15 protein-coding genes are annotated in these 15,013 nt (G+C 61.4%); 13 read left to right on the plus strand and 2 right to left on the minus strand.

Going from position 1 to position 15,013, the window contains the following annotated elements:
* The first annotated feature begins 187 nt into the window (after positions 1–187).
* The 3 genes from Q7T64_RS00915 (at position 188) to Q7T64_RS00925 (ending at position 4,763) form a co-directional block, all read left to right on the plus strand.
* Entirely contained in the window at positions 188–1,261 is a 1,074-nt protein-coding gene (locus tag Q7T64_RS00915; RefSeq protein ID WP_304789618.1) for an NAD(P)-dependent alcohol dehydrogenase, read from the plus strand.
* 97 nt (positions 1,262–1,358) lie between these two features.
* A complete protein-coding gene (gene ligD, locus Q7T64_RS00920; protein ID WP_304789621.1) occupies positions 1,359–3,833 on the plus strand; it encodes a DNA ligase D in 2,475 nt (824 codons plus the stop codon).
* A 30-nt stretch (positions 3,834–3,863) separates the two neighbouring features.
* Entirely contained in the window at positions 3,864–4,763 is a 900-nt protein-coding gene (locus Q7T64_RS00925; protein ID WP_304789623.1) for a Ku protein, read from the plus strand.
* Positions 4,764–4,834: 71 nt separating this feature from the next.
* On the opposite strand, the gene Q7T64_RS00930 is transcribed toward Q7T64_RS00925, so the two are convergent.
* Both Q7T64_RS00930 and Q7T64_RS00935 read right to left on the minus strand, forming a co-directional pair.
* Positions 4,835–5,509, minus strand: a complete 675-nt coding sequence (locus tag Q7T64_RS00930; protein WP_304789626.1) for an RloB family protein — start codon at positions 5,507–5,509, stop codon at positions 4,835–4,837.
* A complete protein-coding gene (locus Q7T64_RS00935; RefSeq protein ID WP_304789630.1) occupies positions 5,509–6,777 on the minus strand; it encodes an ATP/GTP-binding protein in 1,269 nt (422 codons plus the stop codon). Before Q7T64_RS00935 ends, Q7T64_RS00930 begins: the two co-directional genes overlap by 1 nt.
* Before the next feature lie 239 nt (positions 6,778–7,016).
* Here Q7T64_RS00935 and phnF point away from each other — a divergent pair, with 239 nt between their 5' ends.
* The 10 genes from phnF to Q7T64_RS00985 all read left to right on the plus strand — a co-directional run.
* On the plus strand, positions 7,017–7,745 hold the full coding sequence (gene phnF / locus Q7T64_RS00940) for a phosphonate metabolism transcriptional regulator PhnF (protein WP_304789633.1): 729 nt from the start codon (positions 7,017–7,019) through the stop codon (positions 7,743–7,745).
* A gap of 47 nt (positions 7,746–7,792) precedes the next feature.
* Positions 7,793–8,746, plus strand: coding sequence for a phosphate/phosphite/phosphonate ABC transporter substrate-binding protein (locus Q7T64_RS00945; protein ID WP_304789636.1), 954 nt, complete (start codon positions 7,793–7,795; stop codon positions 8,744–8,746).
* 137 nt (positions 8,747–8,883) lie between these two features.
* A complete protein-coding gene (gene phnC / locus Q7T64_RS00950) occupies positions 8,884–9,687 on the plus strand; it encodes a phosphonate ABC transporter ATP-binding protein (RefSeq protein WP_304789639.1) in 804 nt (267 codons plus the stop codon).
* 2 nt (positions 9,688–9,689) lie between these two features.
* The gene (phnE, locus tag Q7T64_RS00955; RefSeq protein ID WP_304789642.1) at positions 9,690–10,721 is read left to right on the plus strand and encodes a phosphonate ABC transporter, permease protein PhnE; all 1,032 of its coding nucleotides are present in this window, start codon (positions 9,690–9,692) and stop codon (positions 10,719–10,721) included.
* Positions 10,722–10,823: 102 nt separating this feature from the next.
* Entirely contained in the window at positions 10,824–11,291 is a 468-nt protein-coding gene (gene phnG / locus Q7T64_RS00960; RefSeq protein ID WP_304789645.1) for a phosphonate C-P lyase system protein PhnG, read from the plus strand.
* The gene (gene phnH / locus Q7T64_RS00965) at positions 11,288–11,875 is read left to right on the plus strand and encodes a phosphonate C-P lyase system protein PhnH (protein WP_304789648.1); all 588 of its coding nucleotides are present in this window, start codon (positions 11,288–11,290) and stop codon (positions 11,873–11,875) included. Before phnG ends, phnH begins: the two co-directional genes overlap by 4 nt.
* Position 11,876: 1 nt before the next feature.
* Positions 11,877–12,989: a carbon-phosphorus lyase complex subunit PhnI gene (locus tag Q7T64_RS00970; RefSeq protein WP_304789651.1), complete on the plus strand. Its 1,113-nt coding sequence runs from the start codon at positions 11,877–11,879 to the stop codon at positions 12,987–12,989.
* Positions 12,986–13,879, plus strand: coding sequence for an alpha-D-ribose 1-methylphosphonate 5-phosphate C-P-lyase PhnJ (locus Q7T64_RS00975; RefSeq protein ID WP_304789654.1), 894 nt, complete (start codon positions 12,986–12,988; stop codon positions 13,877–13,879). Before Q7T64_RS00970 ends, Q7T64_RS00975 begins: the two co-directional genes overlap by 4 nt.
* Positions 13,876–14,718: an ATP-binding cassette domain-containing protein gene (locus Q7T64_RS00980; protein WP_304789658.1), complete on the plus strand. Its 843-nt coding sequence runs from the start codon at positions 13,876–13,878 to the stop codon at positions 14,716–14,718. The genes Q7T64_RS00975 and Q7T64_RS00980 overlap by 4 nt, the downstream gene beginning before the upstream one ends.
* On the plus strand, positions 14,715–15,013 hold a 299-nt coding region (locus tag Q7T64_RS00985; RefSeq protein WP_304789661.1), incomplete at its 3' end, for an ATP-binding cassette domain-containing protein. The genes Q7T64_RS00980 and Q7T64_RS00985, both read left to right, overlap by 4 nt.

The raw sequence follows: 15,013 nt of genomic DNA on the forward strand, positions 1-15,013 counted from the left end.
TACAGTTCCTATTTCGCCGATGTAAAACTGATCGCGCCAAGCGTCTCCACATAAACGAATTCAAATTCGTCGAGATATGAGTCGATCGCTCAATTGATGAGTATCAAGCATCCACCCCGCAAGCCGTGAGAGCAGCGCCAATCACCCTAGACTCGTCACTCACTCAACGACGTCCAGGAGCGATGCCATGGCGATGATGAAGGCGGCAGTATTTGTCGAACCCGGGCGCATCGTGCTCGAGGACAAGAAAATCCCTGATGTTGGCCCCCTTGACGCGCTGATCAAGGTGACGACGACCACGATCTGCGGCACCGATATCCATATCCTGAAGGGCGAGTATCCGGTCGCTCGCGGTCTGACGATCGGCCACGAGCCGGTCGGCGTCATTTACAAGCTGGGCTCGGCGGTGCAGGGCTACCGCGAGGGGCAGCGTGTCATTGCCGGCGCCATCACGCCGAGTGGCTGGAGCAATGCCTGCCAATGCGGCGTCGGTTCGCAGGACGGGGCCGGCACCGCCCACGGCTGGAAACTGCTCGGGGGCTGGAAGTTCGGAAACACCATCGATGGTTGCCAGGCCGAGTACGTCCTCGTTCCCGATGCCATGGCCAACCTCGCAGCGGTGCCCGACGAACTCAGCGACGAGCAGGTGCTGATGTGCCCCGACATCATGTCGACCGGGCTCAGTGGCGCCGAGCACGCCCACATCCGCATCGGCGACACGGTGGCCGTGTTCGCGCAGGGGCCAATCGGCCTGTGCGCCACCGCCGGCGCCAAACTGAGCGGCGCCACCACGGTGATCGGCGTGGATCGACTGGCCAACCGGCTTGAAATCTCGCGGCGGATGGGCGCCGATCACGTCATCGACAGCAGCCGTGTCGACCCGGTCGAAGAGATCATGCGGCTCACCGGCGGGCGCGGTGTCGATGTCGCCATCGAGGCGCTGGGCACGCAGGCAACGTTCGATGCCTGTTTGCGCGTGTTGCGGCCAGGTGGCACCTTGTCGAGCCTGGGAGTCTATTCCACCGACCTCACGATTGCGCTGGGCGCCTTCGCTGCCGGACTCGGCGACCACAAGATCGTGACGAGCTTGTGTCCGGGGGGCAAGGAACGCATGCGCCGCCTGATGTCGGTGATCCAGTCAGGTCGCGTCGATCTCGGCCCGATGGTGACGCACCGCTTCAAGCTCGACGACATCGAGAAGGCCTACGAGTTGTTCGGCCATCAGCGCGACGGCGTGCTGAAGGTCGCGATCACGCCTTGACCGACGAAGACGGCGCCCATCGCTGCGCCGTGGCGGCCGGCGTGGCTGTGGGCATAACCTGGAGGGAACGAGCTGCAAGTGTCATTGTCAGTAATGCATGGCAAGCACAGACACCACGCCTCTTCACCGCTACCAGAAAAAGCGGAATTTTGATGTCACCCCTGAACCGCCACCTCGCGCTGCGGCGAAAGGTGAAAAACTTGGCTTCGCCATTCAAAAGCACTGGGCGCGCCGGCTTCACTACGATCTTCGCCTGGAGCTTGACGGTGTCCTGTTGAGCTGGGCCGTACCCAAAGGCCCGAGCTACGACCCTAAAGAAAAACGCATCGCAATCCACGTCGAAGACCACCCGGTCGACTATGCCGGCTTCGAAGGAGAGATTCCGGCAAGGCAATACGGCGCCGGCACCGTCATCGTCTGGGATCAAGGCACATGGGAGCCGGTTGGGGATCCGCATGCCGGCTTGAAAGAAGGCAAGATCGTCTTCCGGCTCCACGGCCAAAAGCTGGCCGGTCTCTGGGAGCTGGTGAAGATCGCCAAGCACGGCGACAAGCAGGAAGCCTGGCTGCTTTTCAAGAAGCGCGATGAATGGGCGCGCCCACTGGACGAGTACGACGTCATCCAGGCCCTTCCCGATAGCATTACTGCAGCGCCGCTCGGACTGATCGAAGAGCGGGAAGCAAAGACGCAAACAGCACTGAAATCTCCGACGCCCGATTTATCGAAGGCAGTTGACTCGCCTCTTCCCGCAAAACTTGACCCGCAGCTGGCAAGCCTGACTGCGTCGCTTCCGGCAGGGGACGACTGGATCATCGAGACCAAGTTCGATGGTTACCGCATGCTGGCCCGGATTGACGATGGACGGGTACGGCTTTTTACGCGCAACGGCCATGATTGGACGAGCAAGTTCAAGACCATCGCGGCCGAGATTGAACGCTTGCAGCTCAAGGACGCCTGGCTCGACGGTGAAATGGTCGTCCTGAAAGATGGCCTTCCCGACTTTCAATCCTTGCAGGCTGCAATCGATTCGTCGCGCAGCGAGGACATCGTCTACTTCCTGTTCGACATCCCTTACTTTGCCGGCCAGGATCTGCGCGAGGTACCGCTATGGTCGCGCCGTGCGCTTCTTGCCGACACGGTCGCACCAGGCGAACGGATTCGCATCAGCGAATCGCTTGACGCGCAATCGGCTCAGGTCTTCAAGGCCGCATGCGAGCTTGGGCTGGAGGGCTTGATGTTCAAGCGGGGCGATGCCCGCTACATCGCTGGCCGCACGCAAAGCTGGCTCAAGGCGAAATGTACCCTGCGCCAGGAGTTTGTCGTCGTCGGTTTCACCACCCGGGCCGGGCAGGCGCAAGAAGTCGGTAGCCTGCTGCTTGGCTACCACGCAGACGGAGCACTGCGTTACGCCGGCAGTGTGGGAACGGGGTGGGATGCCAGGACGGCGCATGACCTGCACACGCGCCTCGCCAGACTGGAGGTACCGGCCGCGCCCGTCGAAGGGAACATGCCCAGGAGCCGCTGGTCCAGGCGAGCACAAGGGGAAGAGCACTGGGTGAAGCCGAAACTGGTGGTTGAAGTTGCTTTCACTGAATGGACGAAACAGGGTGTCGTGCGCCAGGCGTCGTTCAAGGGTTTGCGGGACGACAAACCGGCCGGCGAAATCGCCAGGGAAGCGGCCAGGACGAATATCAGTGCAACGGTGAACCTGACGCACGCCGACCGCGTCATTGACCCGTCGACCGGCCTGACAAAGCTCGATCTTTTCCGGTATTACGAAAGCATCGCGGCCTGGATGCTGCCTCACCTGAAAGACCGACCCGTCGCCTTGCTCCGTGCACCAGACGGCATCGCAAAAGAAAAGTTTTTCCATAAGCATCCGGAATCAAAACTTCCCGGACTGAAAGTACACGATCCGGCGCTCTGGCCCGGTCATGGTGCTCTTGTCACGATTGATACACCAGACGCTTTGATGTCAGCGGCCCAGATGAATGCGGTCGAGTTGCATACATGGAATTCGACGATCAAAAAGCTGAACCAACCCGACCGCGTAATTTTCGACCTGGACCCCGGCGAAGGAGTGAAGTGGGCGCATGTGCAAGAGGCAGCCTTGCTGGTGAACACCCTTCTCACCGAGCTTGGCCTCCAAGCCTGGCTCAAGACAAGTGGCGGCAACGGATTGCACATTGTCGTGCCCCTGGCGCCAACGCTGGATTACGACACCGTGAAAGGCTTTTCAAAAACTTTCGTCCAGCACATGGTGCGAACGATTCCCCAGCGCTTTACTTCCCGCCCAGGCGCGGTGAATCGAAAGGGAAAAATATTCGTGGATTATCTTCGTAACGGCTTTTCCCAGACGACCGTCTCTGCGTTCTCAGCCCGGGCACGACCAGGTCTTGCAATGTCGATGCTATTGGATTGGAATCAGTTGATGGCCATCAAAAGCGCCGCGCAATGGAACATCTTGAATGCCCGGGAATATCTAAGCTTCCAGACAGTAGACCCATGGCGCGACTACTGGACCACGCGGCAAAGGCTGGGATCCGCGATCAAAAGGCTTTCGAAATCGTAATCGTTGCCATACCGAATTCTGGAGGTTCACATGGCGGCACGTTCCATTGCATCCCTTTCCCTGTCATTTGGCTTGGTGTCCATCCCGATCAAGCTCTATTCGGCCACGGAAACATCCGCCGACGTCCGTTTCAATTTCCTGACGAAGGAAGGATCGCGAATAAAGATGCAATACATCTCCGAGCAGACGGGCGAGCCGGTGGAGCGCTCGGAGCTAAAAAAGGGCTACGAATTCGACAAGGACCAGTTCGTCGTCTTCGCGCCGGAAGAGCTCAAAGCGCTGGATGATGGTGCCAGCCATGTTGTCGACATCGTGGCCTTCATCCCCGAAAAATCGGTGGATCCGATTTTCTACGACAAGGCGTATTTCATCGCGCCCGACAAGCGAGGGGGCAAGCCGTACAACCTGTTGAAGGAAGCCTTGCGCAAGACCGGCCGATGCGCGCTGGCAAAGTGGTCTTTCAAGGGCCACACGCACATGGTGCAGATCCGTCCGGCGGAGGACGGGCTGGTTTTCCAGCAGCTATTGTTCGCCGATGAGGTTCGTTCCTTGTCTGATCTGAATGTCGAGCGCATGGATGTCTCGGACGCCGAGCTGAAGCTGGCGATTCAAATAATCGATCAGGCGTCGCAGGACACCTACGATCCGACGCAGTACAAGGACGAAGAGAAGGAGCGCGTGCTGCACGCGATTGACGAAAAGATCGCCGGCAAGCAGATCGTCACTCCCGAAGCCGGGACCACGGTCTCGCCTGCGGGTCAGGTGATCGACCTCATGGAAGCCCTTCGCGCCAGCCTGGTGAGCGGGAAACGATCTCCGGCACAAGCCAAGCCGGAAGCTAGAGATGCGGCCCCAAAAAAACGGGCGGGTGCGACGAAATCCGCGACAAAGACTGCATCACATTCACGCAGCCGCGCCGCCGGGGGATAATCTGCGCCGCAGCGACGTCAATGCGTTGACCTTGCCGATTCGCTCGGTGAGGTCTCGCACTGCCTCCGCCGTCAGCCGCGAAGCGTGGTCAGCAGCTTTACCAGTTCAACAATCGCGGTGAACGGCTCCGGATCGTTGCGCGCCGTAAAGCGCGCCGCCAACCGTTCAGCACGCTGGGTGGCGACGGCCAAATGCTGGCTGGTGACTGCGAACGCGTTACTCGCACCTTTGCCATAGCCCGGGATGTGATTTTTGATGCGGCGCATCGCTTCATCACGATGTAGCGGAGCTTGAATGTCTTCATAGTGCAACAACAACCACAGTTCAAAGCTGGGCACGGAAGCAATCGCCTGAAAGCAGATCGGTTGCCTGGCATCGTTCCTGAGCTTGCCATCCAACGAAGCAGCCCGAGCCAGCGCCTCGTGATAGCTTTGGTGATTGTCACGATCAAACACTGCATAGACCTTCTCAAACGCACGACGCTGTATGTTCTTATGGCGGTCGCCATCCTCAAACAATGTCTGGGCGTACTGCACCACCTGGATTGGTGAGGTCCCCAACTCGCTGGGCCGGACTTCCACATTCGCCGTGTGCAAGCGGTAGGATGCGCAAATCTCACGAAAGTAGTTAGGCTCAGTCTTGCTGCCCTCAGAGACGATTAATATCCGGTCATAGCTTGCGCGCCGCCCCTGTTTGCGCTCAAGCTGCTTCCTTCGGCGTTCTGTGGGTGAGTTGTCGCGGGCCATCAGCGCTTGAGCCCCAGCATATGGCTGAGTAAGGGCACACCGCCATAACGCCCCATCAGGTAGCCGCGTTCCAGCGCCTCGTTCTTGCGCGGACTGAATTCGGACAAACTGACCAATGCCGAAGCCTGATTACGGTCCTTTTCGACGAACCACACCTGATCGCGCCGGAACAGTTCTGGCGCGTCCAGCAACGACGTGTCGTGAGTAGTAAAAACCAGTTGCGCACCGCCTGTGTTGATCTCGGAACGGTGGAACATTCGCACCATTTCGCGTACCAGCAAAGTGTGCAAACTGGTGTCAAGTTCATCAATAACGAGCGTCAGCCCTTTGCTCAGGATGTCCAGCACCGGCCCGGCAAGGAACAGAAGATTGCGCGTGCCGTTGGACTCGTCCATCAAATCAAACACGGCCTTGCCCTGTTCCGTTACGTGGTGGAAGCGCAGCTTGTGCTCTTCCATCTCTTCCGATCTCACCTCAGTCTTGCCGGCCACCAAGTCAAAGTGAACAGACTGTCCTGGAACTTTGCGCGTTTCCACATCAATGTCGGCGATGCTGATGTCAGCGGCAGAAAGAAAGTTGCAGATATCCCTTCGGCCATCAGCCTGCTTGAGCATCTGGATAGACAGCTGAGGACCGAGCTGGGCTTGCTCGTTGAAGATCACCAAGCGATTCACGAACCAGTCGAACACCGGGCGCAGGGCCTCACTATTGAGTTGCACAGCCATCGACAGGAAGAGTGCGTTGGGGCGGGTGGCACCTTCCCACAGGTTTTTGGGGCCTTTCAGCCCTGAACCAAAGTCATAGACATCCTTGCCAGTATCGGTATCAAAGTGGCGCGCAAACCAACGCTGTGGCTTGAACGCCTTGTAAACCAGCAAGTGCTCGCTGACGATGCGCTGTGATGTCATGGCAAAGCCATACTGGTAGCGCACACCCTCAAGCAGGAAAGTGATCTCGAATTCGCTGGGCTGGCTGGCTGAATCGGCATCGAGTCGGAAGGGCTGCAGTGCAAAGCTCTGGCCCGGCTGGATCGCCGTCGCCGACTCGGTCACCACACCACGCATGAATTGCAGCGCCTTGATGAGATTGGACTTGCCGCTCGCATTTGCACCATAGACCACTGCACTGCGCACCAGGCTGGGGGCGGCACTGATGCCTGTGGCTTGGGTGTGGGTGTCGTGCAGGGTCTTGTCCTTGGACGCAACAAGACTGAGCACCTGCTCGTCGCGCAGGCTGCGGAAGTTCTTGACACGGAACTCGACAAGCATTGGATTCACCCTAATTTACACAAATAATTAACTATTATGAATGAAATAATCGTTTTTTCAATTTATTAGTGTTGAAAATCTACTTTTCGGCTAACAGCCCGGACCGGCCGCCTGCGGATTTCCGCAGCACTGCAGGCGCCAAGACGCCTGTCATCGAATGGTCATGTTTGCTTAATTAAAGATTCATACCCGCTGCCTATAGTCCCAGACATCCAGACATCTGGGGAGGCGAAGGGATCATGATTCAGCGTGGCAACGGCGAAGCGGTCTACAGACAAATACAAAGGGAGCTGGAAGCGGAGATCCGCAACCTGCACCGGCCACATGACCTGCTGCCGGCCGAAACCCTGCTCGCGGAACGCTTCGGCGTCAACCGTCACACCTTGCGCCGCGCGCTCGACGGCCTGGTAAGCCAGGGCTGGATAGAACGTCGGCACGGACTGGGCAGCTATGTGCTGGACCGTCCGATCGAATACAACATCGGCCAGCGCACCCGCTTTACTGAAAACCTCGAGGCACTCGGCTGCAAGACCGGTAGCACGGTATTGCGCAAGCTGCGCGTGGCAGCACAGGGCGGAGTCGCGCGCAAGCTTCAGCTGGAAGACGGCGAGCCGGTGTTCTGGATCGAGACGCTGCGCCTAGCCGACGGGATTCCATTCTGCGTGATCTCCCATTACCTGCCCGTGTCGCTGTTCCCGGGGCTGCTTGACGACTACACAGGCGGCTCACTGCACGACCTGATCGAAAGCGCCTACGGCTGGCGCCTGCGCCGCAGCGAGAGCCTGGTCTCGGCGTCGCTTCCGCAGGGTGACGATGCGCGCCTGCTCGGCATGCCGGCGACGGAGCCGGTAATGCGCGTCAAAAGCGTGAACGTGCGCGAAGGCGACGCGCATCCGGCAGAGCTTCCCATCGAATACGCACTGACGCGGCTGCGCGCTGACCGCATGCAGCTGCGCATTACTCCCTGATCTTGTCCGCTACCCCCCTACCCTCACGAACTCCCGGAGTCAACAACATGGAACAGAAGAAAACCTTCATCAATACCGCGACGCACAGCCTGTTTGCGCTCGCACTGACTTTCACCCTTGCTGGCACGGTGCAGGCTCAGGCACAGCACGACGGCAGTGCCGCCAAGCCCTTGCGTGTGGTGCTGATCCCCGCTGACGGTGGCACCGAAGACGGTACCCGCAAGGATTTCGAGCCGATCTTCAACGCGATCAAGCAAGCGACCAACATGAATTTCGACATCAAGGTCGGCCAAAGCTATGGCGCCGTGGTCGAGGCAATGTGCAACGGCACGGCCGACATCGCGTGGTACGGGCCAGCCAGCTACCTGCAGGCACGCAAGCGTGGCTGCGCCGAGCTGCTGGCGTTGGCAGTACGCGGCGGCGGCTCGGTGTACTACTCCGGCGTTTTTGCTCGCAAGGATGCCGGCATCAATAGTCTCAAGGACATCAAGGGCAAGCGGATCGCCCTGGGCGACGTCAATTCCACGTCCAGCTTCAACATCCCCGTGGCAATGATGATGACGGCCGGCGTGCAGCCGGCGCGCGACGCCCGGGTCATCAACATGGCAGGTAGCCACGCCAACGTGATCAAGGCACTGGCCGAAGGTCTGGTTGATGCCGGCGGCGCCTCGTTCGATTCGTTCGAGAAAGCGGTCAACGCCAAGGCGATTGATCCGAACCAGGTCAAGGTGATCGCCAAGAGCACACCGATCCCGTATCCGCCGCTGGCGATGCATCCAAAGCTCGACGCCAGTGTGAAGGCCAAGCTGCGCGACGCTTTCAACAACATCCACAAGCTGCCCGGCATCTCGAAAGACCAGATCCGCGGCTACGGCGGCGGCAAGGTCGACGGCTACACCGCGAATACGAGCGAAGAAGACATGGCCAACGCCGGCAAGCTGTTTGACCTCGTCACCGACCAGGTGCGGGTCGACATCATCAAGAAGGCCGGTACGCGATAAATCCGGCTTGTCATCTCCGCGCAGGCGGGAATCCAGAAAGTGCCGCGATACCGTCCGGTCGCGCATCTTTGGGCTCCTGCTTCCGCGGGAGCGATAGCAGTACTGCAAGCAGTGCACTTCCAACCAAGGACCCCGCGATGATCGAATTTCAAAGACTGTCAAAAACCTGGCCCGACGGCACCCGTGCCCTCTCCGAAATCAACCTGCGCGTGCCGCGCGGCGAGTTCTGCGTCGTGCTCGGCCCTTCCGGCGCCGGCAAGTCGACGCTGCTGCGCGCGGTCAATGGCCTGATGCGGCCGAGCAGTGGCGCTGTCCGCATCGATGGCGTGGAGCTGAGCCGGTCCACCGAGCGCGAGTTGCGCAAGCGCGTTGCGATGATCCACCAGCATTTCAACCTGACCTTGCGCATGAGTGTGGCGGCCAACGTGCTGGCAGGCCTGCTCCCGGTGACGCCGACCCTGCGAGCACTGCTGTGCTGGTTCAAGCCGGAACAGCGCAAGCGTGCCTGCGACCTGCTGGCCAGCGTGGGCCTCGATCCCAAGCACCTGGGCCGGCGTGCCGGTGAACTGTCCGGCGGCCAGCAGCAGCGCGTGGGGATTGCGCGCGCCTTCATGCTGGACCCGGAAGTCGTGCTGGCCGATGAGCCGGTAGCCAGCCTTGATCCAAAAATATCGCGCGACATCCTTTCCCTGATCCGCGAAGCGGCCCGCGCCCGCGGCACTTCGGTCGTGTGCAGCCTCCATCAGGTTGATCTGGCGCGCGAGTTTGGCGACCGCATCGTCGGCATGCGAGACGGCCGGATCGTGTTCGATGGCACGCCCGATGCGTTCACCGACGAAGTCGTGGAACGTCTGTACGCCGGCGCGCAGTGGGAAGATGCGCCGGCGCACGCACCGCGCCCGCAATCGCATCCTGGCTCCTTCGCGACCGCACCGGCCTGACCATGTCCACCCTCATCAAACCAATACCAACGCCGGCACCCGGCACGCAGATCGAATGGAAGCTTGATCATCCGTACAACGCGCGCCACCTGCTGATCGTGATCGCGCTGCTGGCCTTGCTGTTATTTACCGGCCACCGCACCGAGATGGACCGCATGATCGCCATGAGTGCCCAGGCGGTCGGCAACCTGCTCGGCCTCTCGGAGGACTCGCAGGTGGTGCGCGGCCTCTCACGGGTCGGTGAGTCGATGTGGCCGCCGGCAATCGCAGAAAAGGAAGAGCTGTCTCGCCTGCCGCACATCGAACGGGACAAGCTGCCCTGGTTCTCGTCCATTGAAGTGCAGGAAAACGTGCACCAGACGCTCAATGCGGAGACCCTGCAAATGGAGTCAAAGGTCGAGCGTGCAGAGTTCCTGGTCAAGCCCTACGGCTATATCTGGACGGTGTTCGTAAAAATGATCGAGACGGTCGAGATCGCCTTGTGGGGCACGATCCTGTCGGTACTGCTGTCCATTCCGCTGGCCTACTTCGCTGCGCGCAATTACACGCCGAACCGGTTCACCTACAACGGCGCACGCAGCATGATCAGCCTGCTGCGCTCCGCCCCGGAGTTGATTGTCGCCCTGTTCCTGGTGCTGGCCTACGGCTTCGGCCCGATTGCCGGCGTGCTGGCGCTCGGCCTGCATGCGGCCGGATTCCTCGGCAAGTTCTACGCGGAAGACATCGAGAACGCCGACCGCAAACCGCAGGAGGCGCTGGAAGCGATCGGCGCCGGCAAGCTGAAAACGCTGTGGTACGGCGTGATTCCCCAGGTGCTGCCGCAGTACGTCGCCTACACGCTGTACATCCTCGACCGCAACGTGCGCATGGCAACCGTGATCGGCCTGGTCGGCGCAGGCGGGATCGGGCAAGAGTTGAAGGGCCGGTTCGACATGTTCCAGTACGGGCATGTGGCGACGATCCTGATCGCGATTTTCATTGTCGTTTGCTTGCTGGACCAGTTTTCTGCCCGCGTGCGGAGCAGGCTGATTTGATGTAGCCCTGTCGCTCCCGCGCAGGCGGGGGCGACAGCATCTTTGCCCGGATCACATCTGCGCTACCGCCTTGTCGGGAATGACGGAAAAGGTATGAAAACAATGAACCAAACCATCACCCGCAGCACCCTCGCCGTGTGCCTCGTCGCCGCCGGGCGCGACCGCGTGCTCTCCTGCGCCCACGCCGCCGGCCAGGGCCTGACCATACAGGCGCTGCAACCGGCCGAAGCCGGCATGGCTCTGATGCAATGGCGCGACGCCGTCATGCACCAGCCGTTTTACCTGGGCGAAGTCCCGCTTTCGCGCGCCGCCGTCGCGATCAGCTACGACAAGCGGCGCGTCGAAGGCGGCGCTGTCGTGATGGCCGATGACGCAGAGCTTGCCCAGGCACTGGCCGTGCTCGACGCAGTCTGGGCCCATCGGCTGCCCGGCGCCGGCGACGTCGACAAGCTGGTCGATATCGGCCAACGCGCCCGCGCCTGCATCCGCGCCGAACGCCAGGCCATGCTCAAGCGCACGCGCGTCGACTTTGCGCTGCTCTCTGAAACCGATGAAGAGGACGAACAATGAACATCAGGGAATGGTGGATGCCGGATGCGCAGCAACAGGCGTTTCGCGCCGTGCTCGATGCGTTTTCCCGCCCTGGCAAGCATGCCACTTTCATGGATGGCGCAGGTGAAGCCCTGCCCCATCTGCTTGCCACGGTACTGGATGAATCGGTGACGCTGGCTGATCCGGGCCAGCTTCTGGATGCCGACCAGCGCCGCTTGTTGCTGGCCCCTGAAGCCGGCCCGAATGAAGCCCGTTTCATTCTGTTCGACGGCAAGTGCGCGCCGCCCCCCGGCTACGAACCGCCGCTGGGCACGCTCGACGCGCCGGAAGCTGGCGCCACGCTGATCCTGGCGGTGGACGCGCTGCTGCCTGGGTCACAAGCGCAGTCGCAAGCACAACCAGGCTGCATGAGACTGAATCTGCGTGGCCCCGGTATCGAGGATCAAACGAGCTTGCACGTTGCCGGATTGCACCGCGCCTGGCTGGATCGCCGCGCGCAGTGGGTCAGCGAATTTCCGCTCGGCGTCGACCTGGTCCTTTGCGCGCCGCAGCGCCTGGTTGCCTTGCCGCGCACTACGCGCATTGACATGGAAGGAAATTGAAATGGGCTATGTAGCCACCAAGGGCGGCGAGACCGCCATCCGCGAAGCAGCACGGGTGCTTGAATACCTGCGTGCGCGAGCAGGCGGAACGCCGGTCGCTGTCGAAGCCATCCGCGACCAGTTGCATCTGCTGACAGGACGCGTGATCAGCGAAGGCGGCCTGTACGACCCCGACCTGGCCGCACTGGCGCTGAAACAGTCCGCCGGCGACACGCTGGAAGCAGCGTTCTACCTGCGGGCCTTCCGCTCGACCCGTGCCCGTCTGGGCGTGACCGAGGCGCACGACGGCAATGGCATGCGGCTGATCCGCCGCATCTCGTCTGCCTTCAAGGAAATACCGGGCGGCCAAATGCTGGGGCCGACGCCCGATTACCTGCATCGGCTGTTCCGTTTCGAGCACCTGGCTGAAGGGGGCGACGCCCTGCGCACGATCTCGCGCGAATGGCTGGCCAGCCTGCCGGACGCCGACCTGCCCGACAGCTTCCCGAAAGTGGTCGATGCCTTGCGCGCCGAAGGCCTGTTGCCACCGGCGCCGCAGAACAATGAAGCAGCCTTCGACATTACCCGTGACCCACTGGTGTTTCCTGTCAATCGCAGCGCGGCGCTGGCGACGATGAGCCGCGCTGAAACCGGCTCCATGCTTGGCATCGCCTATTCCAACATGCGCGGCTATGGCGACATCCACCCGACCGTCGCCGAGCTGCGCGTGGGCTATGTACCACTGATGCTGCCGCATCCGATCACCGGCGAGCCGATAGAGGCCGGTGAAGTACTGGTCACCGAATGCGAAGTGGTGGCGATGTACAGCGCGACGCAAGGCGACGCCGCCGGGCGCCCGGTGTTCTCGCTCGGCTACGGCGCCTGCTTCGGCCACAACGAAGTCAAGGCAATCTCGATGGCTATCCTCGACCGCGCACTGCAGAAGGGGATCGGCGAGGGAAATGGCAAGCGGCCTGACAATCCCAGTGAAGACCCGGAGTTCGTACTGTTGCACATCGACGGCGTCGACTCGATGGGCTTTTGCACGCACTACAAGATGCCTCACTACGTGACGTTCCAGTCCGACATGGACCGCCTGCGTTCCACCCGTGAAAAGAGCGGGGGCAAGCAATGATCAATGCAGCGGTCCAGGCGCAGGCCATCACCCGCAGCGCCGGCTATGCCTTCGGCTTCCTCGACACGCGCGCGAAAAAGGAACTGCGGCGCAGCATGCTGAAGGCGGTTTGCATTCCCGGCTACCAGGTGCCGTATTCGTCGCGCGAGATGCCGATCGGGCGCGGCTTCGGCACCGGCGGCCTGCAGTTGACACTGGCGCTGGTCGGCCCCGCCGATTGCGTGAAGATCATCGACCAGGGCACCGACGATTCCGTCAACGCCGTGAACCTGCGCGGGTTCATCAACCTGACCTGTCCCGGCGTGCAGACCACCACCAAAACCGCTGAGGCGACGCTGATCCAGACGCGCCACCGGATTCCCGAAGCGGGATTAAGAGAAGACCAGATACTGGTCCTCCAGGTACCCTACCCCGATCCCCTGGTAGTGGTCGAGCCGTCCGAGGAAAGGCGCAAGACCATGCATGGTGAAGGCGACTATGCGCGGCTGTGGATCAAGCTGTATGAAGACATGGTGCATTTCGACGAGATCACGATCTCGCACCGCTACCCGACACGCATTGCCAGCCACTACGTGATCGACCCGAGTCCGGTCCCGCGCTGGGACGTGCCGAAGCTGCATCGCGCACCCTGCCTGTACCTGTTCGGCGCCGGCCGCGAGAAAAAGATCTACGCGGTGCCGCCGTACACCGATGCCGTGCCGCTCACATTTGACGACATACCATTCCGCGTCGAATCCTTCGTCGACAAGCAAACCGGAAAGCGCCACGCCTGCGCGCGCTGCGGCGCGACCGACAGCTTTCTCGATGAATTCATCAACGACAGCGCAATGCGCGTCTATCAGTGTTCGGACGCCGACTATTGCAACGATCAACTGGAGCAGCAAGCATGAGCGCCATCCTTGAAGTCGCCGGCCTCACCCGCCTGCATGGCCCGGGCTGCGCACGCTGCGTCGACGCCACCGGCCCCGCCGCCGGCACCAACGTCTGCCCGCATTGCGGCACTGTCGTCGCCTGCGCCGATGTAAGCCTGACCCTGATGCGCGGCGAAGTGCTCGGCGTGATGGGTGAATCCGGCAGCGGCAAGTCTTCGCTGGTGCGGCTGCTTTACGGCGACGATGTGCCGACCTCGGGCAGCATCGTCTACCACGATGCACGAGGCGACAAGGAAGGTGGAACCGACCTGCTCGCCCTGAACGCGCAACAGGCGCGCCGCCTGCGCAATCGTCACTTCGGCGTCGTCTACCAGAACCCGCATCTTGGCCTGAATTTCCGGGTCAGTGCGGGCGGCAATATCGCCGAACGCCTGCTGATGAATGGCGAACTGCGCTACGCCCACATTCGCGAGCGGGCGATGCAGCTACTGGCCCGCTGCGAAGTCCCCGCCGCGCGCATGGACGAGCTGCCCGGGCGGTTCTCGGGCGGCATGCAGCAGCGGGTGCAGATTGCCCGGGCGCTGGCCACCGACCCGCCGCTGCTGTTCCTGGATGAAGTGACCACTGGTCTTGATGTTTCCGTGCAGGCGCGCATCCTCGACCTGATCCTCGAACTGCAGCACCAGCTCGGCGTATCGATGATCGCGGTCACGCACGATCTTGGCGTAATCCGCATGCTGGCCGCGCGCACCATCGTGATGAAGATGGGCCGCGTGGTGGAAACCGGCCTGACCGACCAGATCCTGGAAGACCCTCAGCATCCCTACACCCAGCAACTCGTGGCCTCGGCACTATGAACGATCAGTGGATACTCAAGGCCGAAGGCCTCTCCAAGCACTTCTACCTGCACGAGCAGGAAAGGAAGATTCCATCGACCTTCGCAGTGAATCTCGAACTGCGCCCGGGCCAGCTGCTGGCGATCACCGGTCCTTCCGGCGCCGGCAAGTCTTCGCTGCTCAAGTGCATCTGGCGCACCTACCTGCCCAGTTCCGGCAGCATCCTGTTCCGGCGCCGGCGTGCAGGTGGCGGCGGCAGCGACAGTGATGTGATCGATATTGCCACTGCCAACGAGCAGCAAATCCTCGCACTGCG

The organism is Lacisediminimonas sp. (genome assembly GCF_030645335.1).
Lineage (GTDB): Bacteria > Pseudomonadota > Gammaproteobacteria > Burkholderiales > Burkholderiaceae_D > Lacisediminimonas.

Excerpts from the sequence above, each read along its gene's own strand:
- Q7T64_RS00915 (WP_304789618.1), top strand. The coding sequence starts at position 188 with ATGGCGATGATGAAGGCGGCAGTATTTGTCGAACCCGGGCGCATCGTG.
- ligD (WP_304789621.1), top strand. The coding sequence starts at position 1,359 with ATGGCAAGCACAGACACCACGCCTCTTCACCGCTACCAGAAAAAGCGG.
- Q7T64_RS00925 (WP_304789623.1), top strand. The coding sequence starts at position 3,864 with ATGGCGGCACGTTCCATTGCATCCCTTTCCCTGTCATTTGGCTTGGTG.
- Q7T64_RS00930 (WP_304789626.1), bottom strand. The coding sequence starts at position 5,509 with ATGGCCCGCGACAACTCACCCACAGAACGCCGAAGGAAGCAGCTTGAG.
- Q7T64_RS00935 (WP_304789630.1), bottom strand. The coding sequence starts at position 6,777 with ATGCTTGTCGAGTTCCGTGTCAAGAACTTCCGCAGCCTGCGCGACGAG.
- phnF (WP_304789633.1), top strand. The coding sequence starts at position 7,017 with ATGATTCAGCGTGGCAACGGCGAAGCGGTCTACAGACAAATACAAAGG.
- Q7T64_RS00945 (WP_304789636.1), top strand. The coding sequence starts at position 7,793 with ATGGAACAGAAGAAAACCTTCATCAATACCGCGACGCACAGCCTGTTT.
- phnC (WP_304789639.1), top strand. The coding sequence starts at position 8,884 with ATGATCGAATTTCAAAGACTGTCAAAAACCTGGCCCGACGGCACCCGT.
- phnE (WP_304789642.1), top strand. The coding sequence starts at position 9,690 with ATGTCCACCCTCATCAAACCAATACCAACGCCGGCACCCGGCACGCAG.
- phnG (WP_304789645.1), top strand. The coding sequence starts at position 10,824 with ATGAACCAAACCATCACCCGCAGCACCCTCGCCGTGTGCCTCGTCGCC.
- phnH (WP_304789648.1), top strand. The coding sequence starts at position 11,288 with ATGAACATCAGGGAATGGTGGATGCCGGATGCGCAGCAACAGGCGTTT.
- Q7T64_RS00970 (WP_304789651.1), top strand. The coding sequence starts at position 11,877 with ATGGGCTATGTAGCCACCAAGGGCGGCGAGACCGCCATCCGCGAAGCA.
- Q7T64_RS00975 (WP_304789654.1), top strand. The coding sequence starts at position 12,986 with ATGATCAATGCAGCGGTCCAGGCGCAGGCCATCACCCGCAGCGCCGGC.
- Q7T64_RS00980 (WP_304789658.1), top strand. The coding sequence starts at position 13,876 with ATGAGCGCCATCCTTGAAGTCGCCGGCCTCACCCGCCTGCATGGCCCG.